General features: G+C 64.7%; 12 protein-coding genes. 4 read left to right on the top strand and 8 right to left on the bottom strand.

The features are described 5' to 3' along the window. Positions 1–82 precede the first annotated feature (82 nt). From FJ417_RS12655 to FJ417_RS12680, 6 genes are read right to left on the bottom strand one after another with little or no spacing between them, the layout of a single operon-like run. Positions 83–1,078, bottom strand: coding sequence for a Rieske 2Fe-2S domain-containing protein (locus tag FJ417_RS12655; RefSeq protein ID WP_140783680.1), 996 nt, complete (start codon positions 1,076–1,078; stop codon positions 83–85). Further along, a complete protein-coding gene (locus FJ417_RS12660) occupies positions 1,075–2,220 on the bottom strand; it encodes a GNAT family N-acetyltransferase (RefSeq protein WP_140783681.1) in 1,146 nt (381 codons plus the stop codon). Before FJ417_RS12660 ends, FJ417_RS12655 begins: the two co-directional genes overlap by 4 nt. After that, positions 2,217–3,473, bottom strand: coding sequence for a F390 synthetase-related protein (locus FJ417_RS12665; RefSeq protein ID WP_140783682.1), 1,257 nt, complete (start codon positions 3,471–3,473; stop codon positions 2,217–2,219). Before FJ417_RS12665 ends, FJ417_RS12660 begins: the two co-directional genes overlap by 4 nt. After that, entirely contained in the window at positions 3,470–4,294 is an 825-nt protein-coding gene (locus FJ417_RS12670) for an MBL fold metallo-hydrolase (protein ID WP_140783683.1), read from the bottom strand. The genes FJ417_RS12665 and FJ417_RS12670 overlap by 4 nt, the downstream gene beginning before the upstream one ends. Next, the gene (locus tag FJ417_RS12675) at positions 4,291–5,274 is read right to left on the bottom strand and encodes an NAD(P)-dependent oxidoreductase (protein ID WP_140783684.1); all 984 of its coding nucleotides are present in this window, start codon (positions 5,272–5,274) and stop codon (positions 4,291–4,293) included. The genes FJ417_RS12670 and FJ417_RS12675 overlap by 4 nt, the downstream gene beginning before the upstream one ends. 2 nt (positions 5,275–5,276) lie before the next feature. Then, positions 5,277–6,266, bottom strand: a complete 990-nt coding sequence (locus FJ417_RS12680) for a 3-oxoacyl-[acyl-carrier-protein] synthase III C-terminal domain-containing protein (RefSeq protein WP_140783685.1) — start codon at positions 6,264–6,266, stop codon at positions 5,277–5,279. 138 nt (positions 6,267–6,404) lie between these two features. Between FJ417_RS12680 and FJ417_RS12685 the strand changes: the two genes are divergently transcribed. Further along, positions 6,405–6,971: a T6SS immunity protein Tdi1 domain-containing protein gene (locus tag FJ417_RS12685; RefSeq protein ID WP_140783686.1), complete on the top strand. Its 567-nt coding sequence runs from the start codon at positions 6,405–6,407 to the stop codon at positions 6,969–6,971. Between the two features lie 6 nt (positions 6,972–6,977). Here FJ417_RS12685 and FJ417_RS12690 read toward each other — a convergent pair whose 3' ends face one another. Together FJ417_RS12690 and FJ417_RS12695 are read right to left on the bottom strand one after the other, a co-directional pair. Then, a complete protein-coding gene (locus tag FJ417_RS12690; RefSeq protein WP_140783687.1) occupies positions 6,978–7,427 on the bottom strand; it encodes a DNA polymerase III subunit chi in 450 nt (149 codons plus the stop codon). 3 nt (positions 7,428–7,430) lie between these two features. Further along, on the bottom strand, positions 7,431–8,951 hold the full coding sequence (locus FJ417_RS12695) for a leucyl aminopeptidase (protein WP_140783778.1): 1,521 nt from the start codon (positions 8,949–8,951) through the stop codon (positions 7,431–7,433). 377 nt (positions 8,952–9,328) lie between these two features. Here FJ417_RS12695 and lptF point away from each other — a divergent pair, with 377 nt between their 5' ends. Genes lptF through FJ417_RS12710 form a run of 3 tightly spaced genes read left to right on the top strand, consistent with a single transcriptional unit; the run spans position 9,329 to position 14,021 of the window. Beyond that, a complete protein-coding gene (gene lptF / locus FJ417_RS12700) occupies positions 9,329–10,525 on the top strand; it encodes an LPS export ABC transporter permease LptF (RefSeq protein ID WP_140651818.1) in 1,197 nt (398 codons plus the stop codon). A gap of 2 nt (positions 10,526–10,527) precedes the next feature. Continuing rightward, a complete protein-coding gene (lptG, locus tag FJ417_RS12705) occupies positions 10,528–11,610 on the top strand; it encodes an LPS export ABC transporter permease LptG (protein ID WP_140644493.1) in 1,083 nt (360 codons plus the stop codon). Then, positions 11,610–14,021: an LPS-assembly protein LptD gene (locus FJ417_RS12710; RefSeq protein ID WP_181183209.1), complete on the top strand. Its 2,412-nt coding sequence runs from the start codon at positions 11,610–11,612 to the stop codon at positions 14,019–14,021. The genes lptG and FJ417_RS12710 overlap by 1 nt, the downstream gene beginning before the upstream one ends. Positions 14,022–14,144 lie beyond the last annotated feature (123 nt).

Below are 14,144 nucleotides of genomic sequence, written 5' to 3' on the forward strand. Positions count from 1 at the left end.
ATCTCCCCCCTCGTGGGGGAGATGGCCGGCAGGCCAGAGGGGGGCGCGAAGGAACGCGACCTGCCGCCTTATCGGCAAACAATCACAGCTCAATCTCATGCACCCTTGCCTCACCTGCCGCCGCCGGCATCTTACCCTCCATGATCGCGGCGATGTCGCGGCGCAGGAAATCAAGCGGGCCGATCACCGGCAGGGCCTGCGGCGGCAGCCGAGCGTTGTCGCTGGCCGATTTCAGCACCCGGCGGTCCTGGTGCAGCGCGACGGTGAAGAGCGGCTTGAAGGCCAGCGCCTTGAGTTCGCCGAACAAGCCTTGGCGCCGGCCGATAAGCCAGCCGACGCCCTCGACGGTGCGTTCGTCGGCCTGGCGGAGGTGAAAGGTGGTGGCCAGGACCAGCCCGTCCTTGCCCCAATATTCGAGCTCGGCGATGCCGGGATGGCGGAAGCGGCCGATCGTTTTCGCGCGCTCGCCTTCGAGCAGCCGGCTGATGAGGCCCTGCTGGCGGTCCTCGCCGGTGTAGCTGGCCTCGACCCAGCCCTCGCCACCGGTCACCTCGACCCGCACCAGATGGCGCTTGGAGCTGAGGCCGCGCAGCAGGCCTTTGTGGGTGAAGTGGGTGTGCGTGGCGTCGAGGATGTTCTCGGCGGCGTCGATCACCGTCGACTGCGTCGATGAGCGCACCCGCCGCGCGATGATGTCCCTGCCCTGCATGCAGTGCAGGTAAGGCTCGCCCCGCGGCGTGCCGGACGAGATGAAGACGACGCCGTCGCGCTCGATCGCCGCGTAGCGGCGGACCCGGTAGTGCGGCATGGCGCCGACAAGGCCGGGGATCGCGGTGCAGCGGCCTTCGCCGTCATAACGCCAGCCGTGATAGGGGCATTCGATCTCGCCGCCGACGATTTTGCCGGTCGACAGCTCGACCAGCCGGTGCGGACAGCGGTCGAACAACGCGGCGATGCCCTGCGCCGAGCGGAACAGCACCACCGGCGCGCCGTCGAACAGAATGCGCTTCGGCCGCTTGCCGATATCGGCGGACAGCGCCGCCGCCTGCCAATGATCCTTCCCACGCCGCTCGCTCACAATTCGAACCTCCTGAGCAGGGGAATGCCGACCAGCGCCAGCACGGTCTCCATGACGCGGATCGCCAGGCGCCGGCGAAGCGGAAGATGCCCGGCATAGACGGCGTTGTATTCGATCGCGGCGACCGCGCCGCGCCAGCGTTTGAAATCGGCGGCACCCGCGCTCATGTTGAAGAACAGGCCGCGCGCCGTGGCGTGGTCCTGCGCCATCGTCATCATCATGCGATAAAGCCCGTCGGCCACCGGCAAGCCCGTGTCGTAGCCGACGATCGGCTGGGTCAGCGTACCGCCGTTTTCGAACAGGCCGGTGACGGCGACCAGCTCGCCGCCCGGCCTGCGCAGCCCCGCCAGGCCGATGATGCCGCGCCGGTGCATTTCAGCGATATAGCGAGCCGTGTAGTGCGGATTGAGCGGCGTGTATTTGTCGAGATAGAGCAGATTGTAAAGCTGCTCGGCGCGCGCATAATCGGCCTCGGTGAAATCGCCATTGCCGACCCGCTCGAACGGCGTCGCGCGCAGGCGGGCGCGATCGCGCTTCATGTCGCGCGTCATTGCGGGTGATGCGCTGCGGTCGGCGAAGATGTAGATCTGGCGCGCCGCCAGCATGCGGAACCCCTCGGCCTTCAAGGCGGCCATGGTCGCTGGATCGGCGATATCGTTCAACGAGCGGATGACGATGGCGCGATCGGGAAAACGCGCGGTCAGGGCCGCGCGCAGCGACGCGACCGCCGGCCGGTCGAGCAGCGGCACCGGGTTGGTCGAATAGAGCCAGTTGTTGACCTGCGCCTGATGGTCGAGGCCGCTTGCCCTGACAAGCGGCGCGCACGCCCCAATCAGGGCGTTGAGCGCGCGTTGCAGCAGCGGATGGGCGGCGAAGTTGCGCGTCTCGTCCATCGCATAGTCGATATAGGCGCAGGTCGGGCAGCAGACATAGCAGTTGGGCGCTTCATCGGCGTCGTTCAGCGTCAACGGAAAAATACGCCCGGCGACTTCGAACGTCTCGACTTTCGTCTTCAGGTTGGCGATGAGATCGCGCACCGACACCTCGTTGAAAAGCCTCACAAAAGCCTCGACCTTTGCCGGCTTGTTCTTGACCCGGTCGGCCTGCTGCGCAGGCCTTTCCGCCGTCGCCGCGCCGCTCATCGCGCCGGCTCCAGGCGGCATTCGACGCGGCGCAGCTTACGGCCTGTTTCCAGCGGCAGCGGCGCGCGGATGAGCGTCACGGTGGCGACCGCCTTTCGCATTTCCAGCAGCGCGCGGACTGCCTGATGAGCGGCCTCCGCCGCTTCCTCCGCGAGCGTTGGTGGAAGCCGGAGCTCGACCCTGTCCGGCCCGGTCTGGACGAGGCGGAAATCGTCGATGCGGCGGTCGGCCTTGAGCACGGCGTTGCGCAGCACATCCGGCGTGACAAGGATCGGGCCATCCTGCGACATAAGACGGAAGACATCGTCCATGCGGCCGACGATCTCAACGACGCAGCGCAGCGGCGAGCCGCAGCCGCAGGCCTGTCCGGACAGGCGCAAAAGGTCATTCATCCGGTAGCGCGCCATGATTTGGGTTTGGCGCCGAAAGGCCGTCACCAGCGGCGTCACCAGCCCCTCGCCCGCCGGCTCGAATTCGAAGAAGACGGAGTCTTCCGCAAGATGCAGTCCGCCCTGCCGGCAGGTCACCGCGAACAGGCCTTCGGTCGCCATGTAGATCTGGTCGAGCGGCAGTTGGAAGAAATTTTCGATTACCGGACGGTCGACCGGATCGAGCGTCTCGGCGGCGGAAAAAACCCGCTTCGGCCGGAGCCGGAAGTTTTCGGCCGCGAAATGGCGCAGGATTTTTGGCGGCGCGATGATGACCGTCGGGTCGAACATTTCGAGCGCGCCGCGCCAGCTCTCCGGCCCTGCGGTCAGATCGAAGAAGGCGAGCTGGATCAGGCGCGATTTGCGGGCGCTGTCGTAAAGCCCTGTGTTCTGCGGCAGGACGACGGCGACGCGCATGCCGCGCCACAGAAGATCCGGCGCCGCCTTGGCCAGAATCGCGCCCAGCCAGCGGTATTTTTCGGCCCCGGAAATCACGAACAAGCCGCGATTGCCCGATGTTCCGGTGCTGGCGCCGACAGTGAGCGATCCGGCGCGGCCATCGCGCGCCAGGGCCGCCCAGGCTTGCGTGGCGGTGAGACCGTGGATGTTGAATTCGTCGAAGCGCGCCATCAGCAGCGCCTTGTCGGTGATCGGCAAGTCGGTGAGGTGCGCCGGCGCCTTGCCGTAAAAGGACGCGCGCGGCAGGTCGCGGTCAAGGAAGCGCCGCAAGGCGGCCGCCTGCCAGCGCTCGAAGCCGGGCCGGGTCTTGCGCGAGACCCAGTGTGTCAGGGCGAAGCAGCCTGCCGCTTCCGCCAGCCCGTTCATGCGGCCTCCGGCGCGAGATCATAAGATGTCGGAGCGGGATCATGGCAGAGCATCACCTCGCCGCCGACGGCGAGGAAGCGGCGCAGCATGGCGCTGGTCGGCTCGATCGCCGCGGCATCCTCAGCGATCAGCGTGGCCGGGAAACCCGGCGCGCGGTTTTCGGTCAAGGCTGCGAGCAGCCATTGCACGTCGACGGCATAAAGCAGCGGCCGCTCCAGGCCGTTGAACAGCAGGCCGAACTGGCCATCGGCATGTCCAGGCAGATCGACCGCGATCACGCTGCCGTCGCCGAAGAGATCGGCGCCGCCGGGTACATCCTCGCGCGACTCGACCCTCCGCTTCGCGGACAGGCCCTCCAGCCTCGCCTCGAAATCCAGCGGGAAGAGTTCGGCAAAGACGCCATGGCGCAGATTGTGCCTCGGGCTGCGCGCCTTGACCCGCGCCCAGGCGGCATCGCTGGCGATGAAGCGGGCGTTGCGGAACAGCGACAGGCCCGAAATGTGGTCGGCGTGGAAATGCGTGACGACGATTGTGCGGATGTCATCGGGCGACAGGCCGAAGAGCTTGAGCACCAGCAGGACCTGCTCCGCGGTGTTGAGCTGCGGTTTCAGCAGCGCACCATAGAGCCGCAGCATCCGCCCGCGCCCCTCGCCTGTCAGTGCTTCCGGCGTATAACCGGTATCGATGAGCACCGGCCCGGCAACCGGGTGAAAAATCAGCCCGTAGCGGACACGCAACCTGACACTTTGCCAACCGCCGCCGCGCAGGATCAGCCGCTCGGCGGCGCTCACCCAGGCGCTGTTGGCGAAGACGATCCTCATGGCCCGGCCTCGCCGGCAAACGTGCGATCAAGCCCTTGTTCGAACGAGATTTTCGGCGCCCAGCCGAGCATCCGCTTCGCCTTGGAAAGATCGAGACTTTGCGCATAGGCGAAGAGACCGAGCCCATAGCGGGTGACCGGCGGCTCGGGCCGCCCGGGTAACCGAAGCGCCACCGCTTCCATCAGGCCGGCCGCCAGCATCGCCGGCATGAGCGGCGTCGGCCGCCAGCGCGCCTTAAGACCGGCGCGGCTGCAGGCCTCGTCGGCGATGCGGCGGATCGGCAGCATTTCGCCGCCGGAGATGTTGAAGACCTGGCCCTCCGCTTCCCTGGGCGCGGCAAGCGCCGCCAGCACCGCGTCGACGACGTCGTCGACATGGGTGAGGTCGATGGCCGCCCGGCCATTGCGAAACAGCGGCAAAGGCCGGCTCCTCGCGGCCTTGATCAGCCGCGGCAGCAGCGCCCGATCGCCGGCGCCGTAAATGCCGCGCGGCCGCAGCACCACCGGATGGATGGCGGGCTGGCCGAGCACGATCTTTTCAGCCTCGCGCTTGGTGCGGGCATAATGATTGACGGGCTCCGGCAAGGCCATATCCTCGGCGAGCCCAAGCTGGTCGCGGAAGGCAAAGCAGACGGACGGGCTGGAGATGTGGACGAAGCGGCCGACGCCTTGCCGCTCGGCGAAGTCGAGCAGGTTCCGTGTCGCCGTGACATTGGCCGCCTCGAAATCCGCGAGGCGTCCGAAAGGCGAAGAGAGCGCTGCGCAATGGATGATCCGCTCGACCCTGCCAAGTCTCGGATCGAGCGCGCCATCGAGCGGCTGCGCGAGATCGTGGCGGACGATGCGATGGCCGGCGGCCTCCAGCGCGGCGCAGCGCGCTTCATCGCGGCCGAGCCCGAGCGCCAGCGTGCCGGACGCGGCAAGCCGCTCGAGCACATGAGCACCGAGGAAGCCGCTGGCGCCGGTGACGAGCACAGCCATCCCTAGGTCTCCAGCGCCATGCCGCCGAAGGAGACGCCGGCCGACGTGCCGAGGAAGAGCAGCTTCATGCCTGGCGCGACGCGCCCCTCGCGGCGCGCGACGTCGAGCGCGAAGGGAATGGAAGCCGCGATCTGGTTGCCGAAGCGGGTGGAGATGTCGACGAGCTTTTGCGGCGCAAAACCGGTCTGGCGCGCCATATGGGCAAGCGCGAAGGGGCTCGCCTGATGCGGCACGACGAGATCGACATCGTCATGCCGCCAGCCGGCGCGCCCGAGCAGAGCATCGACGAAGCCGTTGAAGTGGCGCGAGGTAAGCCGGAACAGTTCCTTGCCGTCCATGTGGAACAGGCTGTGCGCGGCAAACGCTTCCCGCTCCTTGCGGAAATCGAAGCGCGTGCCGCCCGAACCAATGCCGCAGGCTTCCCAGCCCGACGGATAAGTGCGCATCAGGCTCGCCGCCACCTTTCCCTCGCTTGGCTTGGCCTTGCGCAGCACGGCCGCCGCCGCGCCGTCGCCGAAGAGCGCGGCGATCTCCGGCGCGTCCTGCCATGGCAAAGCGCGCGAGGCGACTTCGGACGAGAAGACCAGAGCCGTCTCGCACTGCCCTGCCTCGATCATGCGGCCCGCGGTCTCGAAGGCGGTGAGGAAGCCAAGGCATGTGCTGTTGACGTCGAAGGCGGCGGCCGAGCCGTCCGCCACCCCGAGGCACTGCATGACCAGCGGCGCGGTCGCCGGCAGCGGCTGGTAGGGCACGCCGCAGCCGCCGACGATCAGGTCCACGGCGCCGGCCTCTAGGCCGGCATCCTCAAGCGCAAGGCGCGCGGCGGCACAGGCGAGATCGATCTGCGATTCGGCATTGCAGACATAGCGCTCGACGACACCGGTGACGGTTTCAAGCGCGCCCTCGCCAAGGCTCAGCTTCGCCTCCAGGGCGCGTGTGGTGAGGCGCTCAGCCGGTACCGCCCTGCCGGTTCCGACGATCCTAATCCGCATTCTCCCCCCGCCGCGTGAGCTTGGCCCTATCTAACGCAAAAAGCGGTTCGAGGCGACGGCCATCATCGGCGTCTGCGCGACCATGTTTGATCGTCGATCATTCTGCTGTAAGTATGCGATGCTTCCAGGGGGTGAGGTATGGCTAATTCTTTTTCTCGCTTTATTTCTTTTATCTTTGGGAATTCTGTTTCTAAGCCAAATGCAGACGCTGTCAGAAGCCCGTGGCCGAGCGGTCTCCAGCATCTGTTTATCGAGCCATCAAAGAAGGATATCTGGGAAGCGCTGGACGGCTGGAAGTGGATTGGGCTTGATGGCTTGGAGCCCGGCGCAGTCTCTGCGTTCGGCGACATTTTCTTCCGCGCTCCCGATGGTTCCGTCAAATTGCTGGACATGGTCGGAGGCCGATTGACCCAAGTGTCGGAAACGTGGCCGGAACTTACAACCCAGTTCAATGATCCTGATCGTCGCGACGAACTGTTGCTGGCTGGATTAGTGACGACGGCACGAAAAAAGGGATTGGTCTTGGGGGTCGACGAATGTTACGACTTCGAAAAGCCGCCCGTGCTCGGTGGCGAAATGTCCGTTAAGCAAATCAACAAGACTTTCTTCGTGGTCAAAGCGCACATAGCCGGCCAGATTCACCGGCACGTAAAAGACCTTCCGCACGGTACGAAAATCAACAAGGTAACGATCGGCGATCGCTGACGGCTCTCACGCCTTGCGCTCCCAGCGACGGTCGGGCGTCTGCTGCCAGTAGGTCACGGCGTGGCCGGCTTCCTTCAGCGTCTTCCAATGCGTCCGCGCGCCTTCGAGCTGCGCGGCGTCATGGCCATCGAAAAGGAAGACGGCGCGCTCGTAGCCCGATAGTTCGGGCGGGCTTGTGCCGTCGACCAGGAAGCGGATCTGCGCGGCGTTCTGGTTGCCCTGGCCCGTGGTGAGCAGGACCGGCTGTTCGGCCGGATAGGCCTCGCGGTCGGTGGCATGCGCCAGAAAGGAATCGTCGCGGAAAATCCACAGATGCTGGTCGAGCGCGTCGCGACGCTCCTCGGTGCCGGTCTGCACCACCGCGCGCCAGCCGCGCTCGACACTGCGCTCGAGCAGGCCGGGCAGCGCCTCCTCGAGCGTCGATTCGGTCAAATGGTAGAACAGGATTTCGGCCATCCCCTACCCTTCGTAGTGATCGCGCACCAGCCTGTCGAGCAGCCTCACGCCGAAGCCCGAGCCCCAGGACTGGTTGATCTCGCTCGACGGCGCGCCCATCGCGGTGCCGGCGATGTCGAGATGCGCCCAGGGCGTGTCCTTGACGAAGCGCTGCAGGAACTGCGCGGCGATGATGGCGCCGCCATAGCGGCCGCCGATATTCTTCATGTCGGCGTTCTTGGAATCGATCAGCTTGTCGTATTCGGGCCCGAGCGGCATGCGCCACAGCCGCTCCTGGCTGGCCTGGCCGGCGCCGAAAAGCCGCCCGGCAAGCTCGTCATTGTTGGAGAACAGGCCGGCATAGTGCTGGCCGAGCGCCACCATGACAGCGCCGGTGAGCGTCGCCAGATTGATCATGAATTTCGGCTTGAAACGGTCGTTGGCGTACCAGAGCGCGTCGGCCAGGACCAGGCGGCCTTCCGCGTCGGTGTTGAGCACTTCGATGGTCTGGCCAGACATCGATGTGACGATGTCGCCGGGGCGCTGGGCATGGCCGTCGACGGCGTTCTCGACCAGGCCGATGATGCCGACCACATTGGCCTTGGCCTTGCGCGCGGCGAGCGCGTGGATCAGGCCGGTGACGGCGGCCGCGCCGCCCATGTCGCCCTTCATGTCCTCCATGCCGGAGGCCGGCTTCATCGAATTGCCGCCGGTGTCGAAGGTGACGCCCTTGCCGATGAAGGCAAGCGGCGCGTCCTTGGCCTTGCCGCCGTTCCAGCGCATCACCGCCAAGCGCGCGCCGCGCGGCGAGCCTTGCGCAACGCCGAGCAGAGAACCCATGCCGAGCTTCTTCATCTCTTTTTCAGCCAGGATCTCGACCTCGACGCCGAGCTGCTCCAGCGCCTTGACGCGTTCCGCGAATTCGACAGGCCCGAGCGCATTGGCCGGCTCGTTGACGAGATCGCGCGCAAGCAGCACGCCGTCGGTCACGGCTTCCTCGCCCGCAAACGCCTTCTTCGCGGCCGCGGGGTCGGCGCACTGGATGGTTATCCTGGCGGGCTTCGCCGCCTCGGCCTTCTTGGCGCCCTTCGCGTCAGATTGCCCGTCTTCCTTGTCTTTCCTGGTCTTGTATTTGTCGAAGGAATAGCTGCGCAGCAGCATGCCGGCGGCTAGGTTGGCCGCCTGGCGGCCGTCGGGCTGCAGTTCGGGCAGATCGAGGATGACGGCCACCTCGGCCGCCTTGCGCAGCGAAGCGGCAATGGCCCCGCCGAGCTTCAGCCAGGCATTGTCGTCGAGGCTCGAGATCTTGCCGGCGCCGATCGCCACCAGCCGGTCGACCGAAGTTCCTTCCGGCGCCAGCACCTCTGCCGAGCTTGCGAACTTGCCGGAAAAATCCGCGACCGGAAAGGCGCGTGCCAGCGCGCCGGCCGGATCGCAGGCCTTCGCCGCCTCGCCGAGCCCGCCGCCGTCGGCCGCGAACACGAAGACGCTGCCCTTTTTCGGCGCGGCAAACTTGGCGAAAGAAATGGAAGGTCTCGACGTCATCAGGTCCTGCTTTCGGGGATGGCCGGAAGGTGCCGGCAAAGGGTATTTCTTGGCGAGCAACGCGTTGGCAAGCGTGCGCGACATTTGGTCGTTTTCAGCCATTTGGCAAGACTTTGGCCGAAATCGCTGTCTATATCAGCGCCACCATAGACAAAGGATTCGCCCCGGCACGACCTTAGCTTGCTGCCGTAACGTGCTGTTAACCATCGATGTTTTGCATTTCTTATCCATTGACGCGGAGACTCCGCCGCGCCGGGGCACGCGGCGTGGGGCGACGAACCGGAGCGAGCCGCCTATGACCCAGTTGTGCGGGCGTTGCCGGATCACTACCTTGTCGGCGGGCATGATGCCGTTCGGCAAAATCGAGAAAAGCCTTCATGAAGGTCGTTGAACGCTACATCATGCGCCGCGCGCTGACGATGTTCCTCGCATCGCTGGTGTGGACGCTGGCGATCGTGTGGACCACGCAGGTGCTGGCCAAGATCGATCTCGTCACCGACAACGGCCAGTCGGCGCTGACCTTCTTCGAAGTCGCGGCGCTCATCATCCCCTCCATCATTCCGATCGTCGTGCCGTTCGCCCTGGTGGTGGCGGTGGCGCAGACGCTGAGCGCGATGAACACCGATTCGGAGCTGGCCGTGCTCGGCGCCGCGGGCGCCTCGCGCTGGACGATCGCGCGGCCGATCCTGCTGCTCGCGGCTTTTGCCTGCGCGTTTTCCTTCATCGTCGACAACGCCGCCGACCCCTATGCCAGGCAGAAAAACCGCCAGTTGGTGGCGGCCTCGCGCGCCGACCTCGTGTCGCTGATCATCCAGGAAGGCACGTTCCGCAAGATCGACGAGGGCCTTTACCTGCAGGTCGGCGAACGGCTTCCCGGCAACCGGCTCGGCGGCATCTTCGTCGCCGATTCGCGCGAGGAAGGGGCCAGCCTCACCTATTACGCCAAGACCGGCAGCATCGTCGAAAAGGGCGACGAGAAGGTGCTGATGATGAATGACGGCGTCATCAACCGCAAGTCGGTGACCGGCGACCTCTCCGTCATCCGCTTCACCTCTTACGCCTTCGACATGTCGGCCTTCATGTCGGCGGCGAACGACATCACGCTTTTGCCCAAGGACCGGACGACGGCGTATCTGCTCAACCCGGATCCCAACGACAAGATGTTCCAGCGCGAACCCGGCAGCTACCGGGCGGAACTCAACCAGCGCTTCGCCGAATGGTCCTATTCGCTTGTGTTCGCGCTGATCGCGCTTGCGGTCGCGGGCGATGCGCGCTCGCATCGCGAGTCGCGCATCAATCCGCTGATCACGGCGATCGCAATCGCGCTTTTCGTGCGATGGCTGGGCTTCTTCGCCGCCGGCAAGGCCGACAAGGTCTGGTATTACGTCTACCTGCTCTACGGCATACCCATCATCGCCTCAGCGGTTTCGATCTGGTTCATCGTTTCCTCGCGCACCATGGAATTGCCGGTCAGTTGGGCCGACTGGCTGACGAACCTTGCCAAGCGCACTGGCGACAATTGGACGGCATTCAAGCTCTGGCTCGCCCGGCGCACTTCCGGCCAGGGAGCCTGACCATGGGCTGGACGCTGGGCCGCTATTTCTTCTTCCGCTACGTCTCGATCACCTTCTGGTTCTTCCTGGGCCTGCTGGCGCTGGTGTTCCTGATCGACTTTACCGAGCTTTCCGGCCGCACGACCGGGTTGCCCGGCTTCACCTACGGCATTGCCTTCGCCATTTCGGCGCTCAGGATGCCGATGATCATGCTGCAGACGGTGCCGTTCGTCGGGCTGTTCTCGGCAATGGCGACGCTGGTGTCGCTCAACCGCCGTTACGAGCTGGTGATTGCGCGCTCGGCCGGCGTCTCGGCCTGGCAGTTCCTGTTCCCCTGCTGCGTCGGCGCGCTGATGTTCGGCGTGCTGTCGGTCGCCATCATCAACCCGATCGCCGCGCATGGCTTTTCCTGGTCCGAGCAGATGGAGAACGACCTGCGGGCCGGCAAATCGAATGCCGTCACCACCAATGTCACGCCGTGGCTTCGGCAAAAGACCGAATCGGGCGACACCATCATCGGCGCCCGTGCCATCCTCAATCAGGGGCTGGAGATGGCGGATGCGGTGTTTTTCGTCCTCGACCATGAGGGCAACATCACCGAGCGCAAGGATGCCGCCAAGGCCTTCCTGCGCGACGGCTATTGGGAATTGCAGGACGTCAAGGTCTTCAAGGGCGGCAATATCCAGACGCTGGCGTCCGACAAGGTGCCGACGAATCTGAAGCCGGAATTCGTGCAGGAGCGGCTGGCGCGTCCGGAAACCATCCCCTTCTACGAGCTGCCGCGCAAGATCGAGGTCGCCCGTTCCTTCGGACTCAAGGCAAACGCCTTCGCCATGCAATTTAATTCGCTTGTGGCATTGCCGTTCCTTCTCGTCGCCATGACGCTGATTGCTGCAACGGTTTCAATGAGATTTGCGCGAATGGGGCAGTCGGCAACGATGATTCTGGGTGGCGTCGTGGCCGGCTTTCTGCTTTATGTCGTTTCGGTACTGGTCAAGGCATTCGGTGTCGCCGGATTCGTGCCTACTGTGGTGGCTGCATGGGTTCCGGTTGTCGTGGCTATGTTCTTTGGGGTGACGTTTCTGCTATACAAGGAAGACGGCTAGTGAGGGAGGCGGTTTTGCGCAGCCATAGGCAGGCCGGTCTGGCACGCCTCTATGGGGCGACCGCCTTGGCGTGTCTGTTCGCCTGTGCGGCGCCGACGGTGCCCGCGCTGGCGCAGACGATCGCTGCCAAGTCCGTCCCTTCCGGCACGCAGATGCTGCTGGCCGCCGATACGCTTGTCTATGACAACGACAAGCATACGGTGACGGCCGTCGGCGGCGTGCAGATCGACTATGGCGGCAACAAGCTGGTCGCCCAGCGCGTGGTCTACAATCGCGACACCAAGCGCCTCGTCGCCAGCGGCGCCGTCGAGCTGATCAACAGCGACGGCACCAAGGTCAATTCCGACCATATCGACATCACCGACGATTTCGCCGACGGTTTTCTCAACGCGCTGCGTGTCGAGACGATCGACAAGGCTTATTTCGCCGCCGAGAGCGCCGAGCGCATGGGCGGCGTGCTCACCACCTTCCACAACGGCGTCTACACCGCCTGCGAACCTTGCGAGGACAAGCCGGACAAAGCGCCGACCTGGCGCGTCAAGGCGCGCAAGATCATCTGGAACGGCGAGAAGAAGACGGTCCGCTTCGAGAACTCGAATTTCGAGTTCTTCGGCTTCCCGCTCGCCTACCTGCCGGCCTTCGAGATCGCCGACCCGACGGTGAAGCGCAAGAGCGGCTTCCTGATCCCCGGAATCGTCTACAACAACCATCTCGGCGTCGGCGTCAAAGTCCCCTATTATTTCGCGCTGTCTCCGACCTATGACCTGACCGTCACCGGCAGCGGCTATACCAAGCAGGGTTTCCTCGGCGAGGCCGAGTGGCGCCAGCGCTTCAACAACGGCCAGTACACGCTGAAGATCGCCGGCATCAACCAGCAGGATCCCGATGCGTTTGTAGATTCGGCCGGCCATAATGTGAATTCCGGGCCTGCCAACGATCCGAACAAGTTCCGCGGCATGATGGGCACCAAGGGCCAGTTCGCCATCAACGAGCGCTGGAATTTCGGCTGGGACGTGTTGCTCCAGACCGACAAGGAATTCTCGCGCACCTACAACATCGACGGCTTCAGCGACCTCGTCCACCAGTCGTCGATCTATCTGACGGGCTTGAGCGACCGCAATTATTTCGACGTCCGCGCCATGCGCTTCGAGGTGCAGGAAGACACGCTCTCCAGCGACCCGACAGCGCGCGCTGCCAAGCAACCCTGGGTGCTGCCGTCGCTCGACTACGCCTATATCCCCGACACCTCGGTGGCCGGCGGCCAGTTGTCGTTCAACGTCAACGCGCGCGTGATCAGCCGCAACCGGCTGGACGCCGTGCTCGCCGATGGCAGCGATCCGAATTCGATCAACAACGTGCGCGGCATCGAAGGCGAGTCGAGCCGGCTGACGGCGGAAGCCGAGTGGAAGCGCACCTTCACCACCGATAACGGCCTGCAACTGACGCCTTTGCTCGCGTTGCGCGGCGACGCCGGCTATGTCAACGCCAATTCGGCTTCGCTCGATGCCGTCAACCAGATGGCGACGAATCTCGGCCAGGACGTGGACATGCGCTCGTCGCTTGCCCGCTACATGGCCACGCTCGGGCTCGAGGCGCGCTGGCCGCTGTTGTTCTCGATGCCCAGTTCCAGCCACATCCTGGAACCGACCGCGCAGGTCTTCGTGCGCCCGAACGAGCAATATGTCGGCGGACTGGCGATCCCCAACGAAGACGCGCAGAGCTTCGTCTTCGACGCCACCACGCTGTTCGAGCGCGACAAATTCTCGGGCTACGACCGCATAGAAGGCGGCACGCGCGCCAATGTCGGCTTCCGCTATTCGGGCGCCTATGACAATGGCTGGGGCACGAACGCCATCTTCGGCCAGTCCTATCAGCTCGCGGGCGAAAACTCTTTTGCCGCGCCCGATCTCGTCAATGTCGGGGCCGAGTCCGGTCTGGACAAGCCGACCTCGGATTATGTCGGCCTTGTCGGCTTCAACAGCCCGAGCGGTTTCTCCGGCTCGCTGAGCGGGCGTTTCGACGAGCAGACCTTCGAGGTCAGGCGCGCCGAAGTGAAGGCCGCCTATTCCAGCCTGCCGATATCGCTCAGCGCCAAATATGCCTTCATCGAGGCGCAGCCGCTCTATGGCTTCACCACCGACCGCCATGAGCTCACGCTCGGCGCCTCGACCCATGTGGCGCAGAACTGGCGGCTGTTCGGCACCGGCACTTACGACATCCAGACAAATGTGCTGGTCAAGGACGGTGTCGGCTTCGCCTACAACGATTCCTGCTTCACTTACATCATGACGTATTCGCAGACGCGTGACACCGTCACCAAGGAAGTGTCGCAGAACATCGGTTTCAACCTGTCGTTCCGCACGCTCGGCGATTTCGGTTCGTCAACAAGCGCGGTCGATACCATCCAATGACCAAGGGTGGGCGTACGGAGCCGTGCGTCGCTCGGCGCTGATGGTGGTTTGGTCTTGATTTGGCGCCTGATCCCCTGAGTATAGGCTCGATTCTAGGCGTCATGAGCCGGCGACATCGTTTCG

The organism is Mesorhizobium sp. B3-1-7 (assembly GCF_006439385.1).
In the GTDB taxonomy this organism is placed as follows: domain Bacteria; phylum Pseudomonadota; class Alphaproteobacteria; order Rhizobiales; family Rhizobiaceae; genus Mesorhizobium.

Excerpts from the sequence above, each read along its gene's own strand:
- FJ417_RS12660 (WP_140783681.1), bottom strand. The coding sequence starts at position 2,220 with ATGAGCGGCGCGGCGACGGCGGAAAGGCCTGCGCAGCAGGCCGACCGG.
- FJ417_RS12665 (WP_140783682.1), bottom strand. The coding sequence starts at position 3,473 with ATGAACGGGCTGGCGGAAGCGGCAGGCTGCTTCGCCCTGACACACTGG.
- FJ417_RS12670 (WP_140783683.1), bottom strand. The coding sequence starts at position 4,294 with ATGAGGATCGTCTTCGCCAACAGCGCCTGGGTGAGCGCCGCCGAGCGG.
- FJ417_RS12675 (WP_140783684.1), bottom strand. The coding sequence starts at position 5,274 with ATGGCTGTGCTCGTCACCGGCGCCAGCGGCTTCCTCGGTGCTCATGTG.
- FJ417_RS12680 (WP_140783685.1), bottom strand. The coding sequence starts at position 6,266 with ATGCGGATTAGGATCGTCGGAACCGGCAGGGCGGTACCGGCTGAGCGC.
- FJ417_RS12685 (WP_140783686.1), top strand. The coding sequence starts at position 6,405 with ATGGCTAATTCTTTTTCTCGCTTTATTTCTTTTATCTTTGGGAATTCT.
- FJ417_RS12690 (WP_140783687.1), bottom strand. The coding sequence starts at position 7,427 with ATGGCCGAAATCCTGTTCTACCATTTGACCGAATCGACGCTCGAGGAG.
- FJ417_RS12695 (WP_140783778.1), bottom strand. The coding sequence starts at position 8,951 with ATGACGTCGAGACCTTCCATTTCTTTCGCCAAGTTTGCCGCGCCGAAA.
- lptF (WP_140651818.1), top strand. The coding sequence starts at position 9,329 with ATGAAGGTCGTTGAACGCTACATCATGCGCCGCGCGCTGACGATGTTC.
- lptG (WP_140644493.1), top strand. The coding sequence starts at position 10,528 with ATGGGCTGGACGCTGGGCCGCTATTTCTTCTTCCGCTACGTCTCGATC.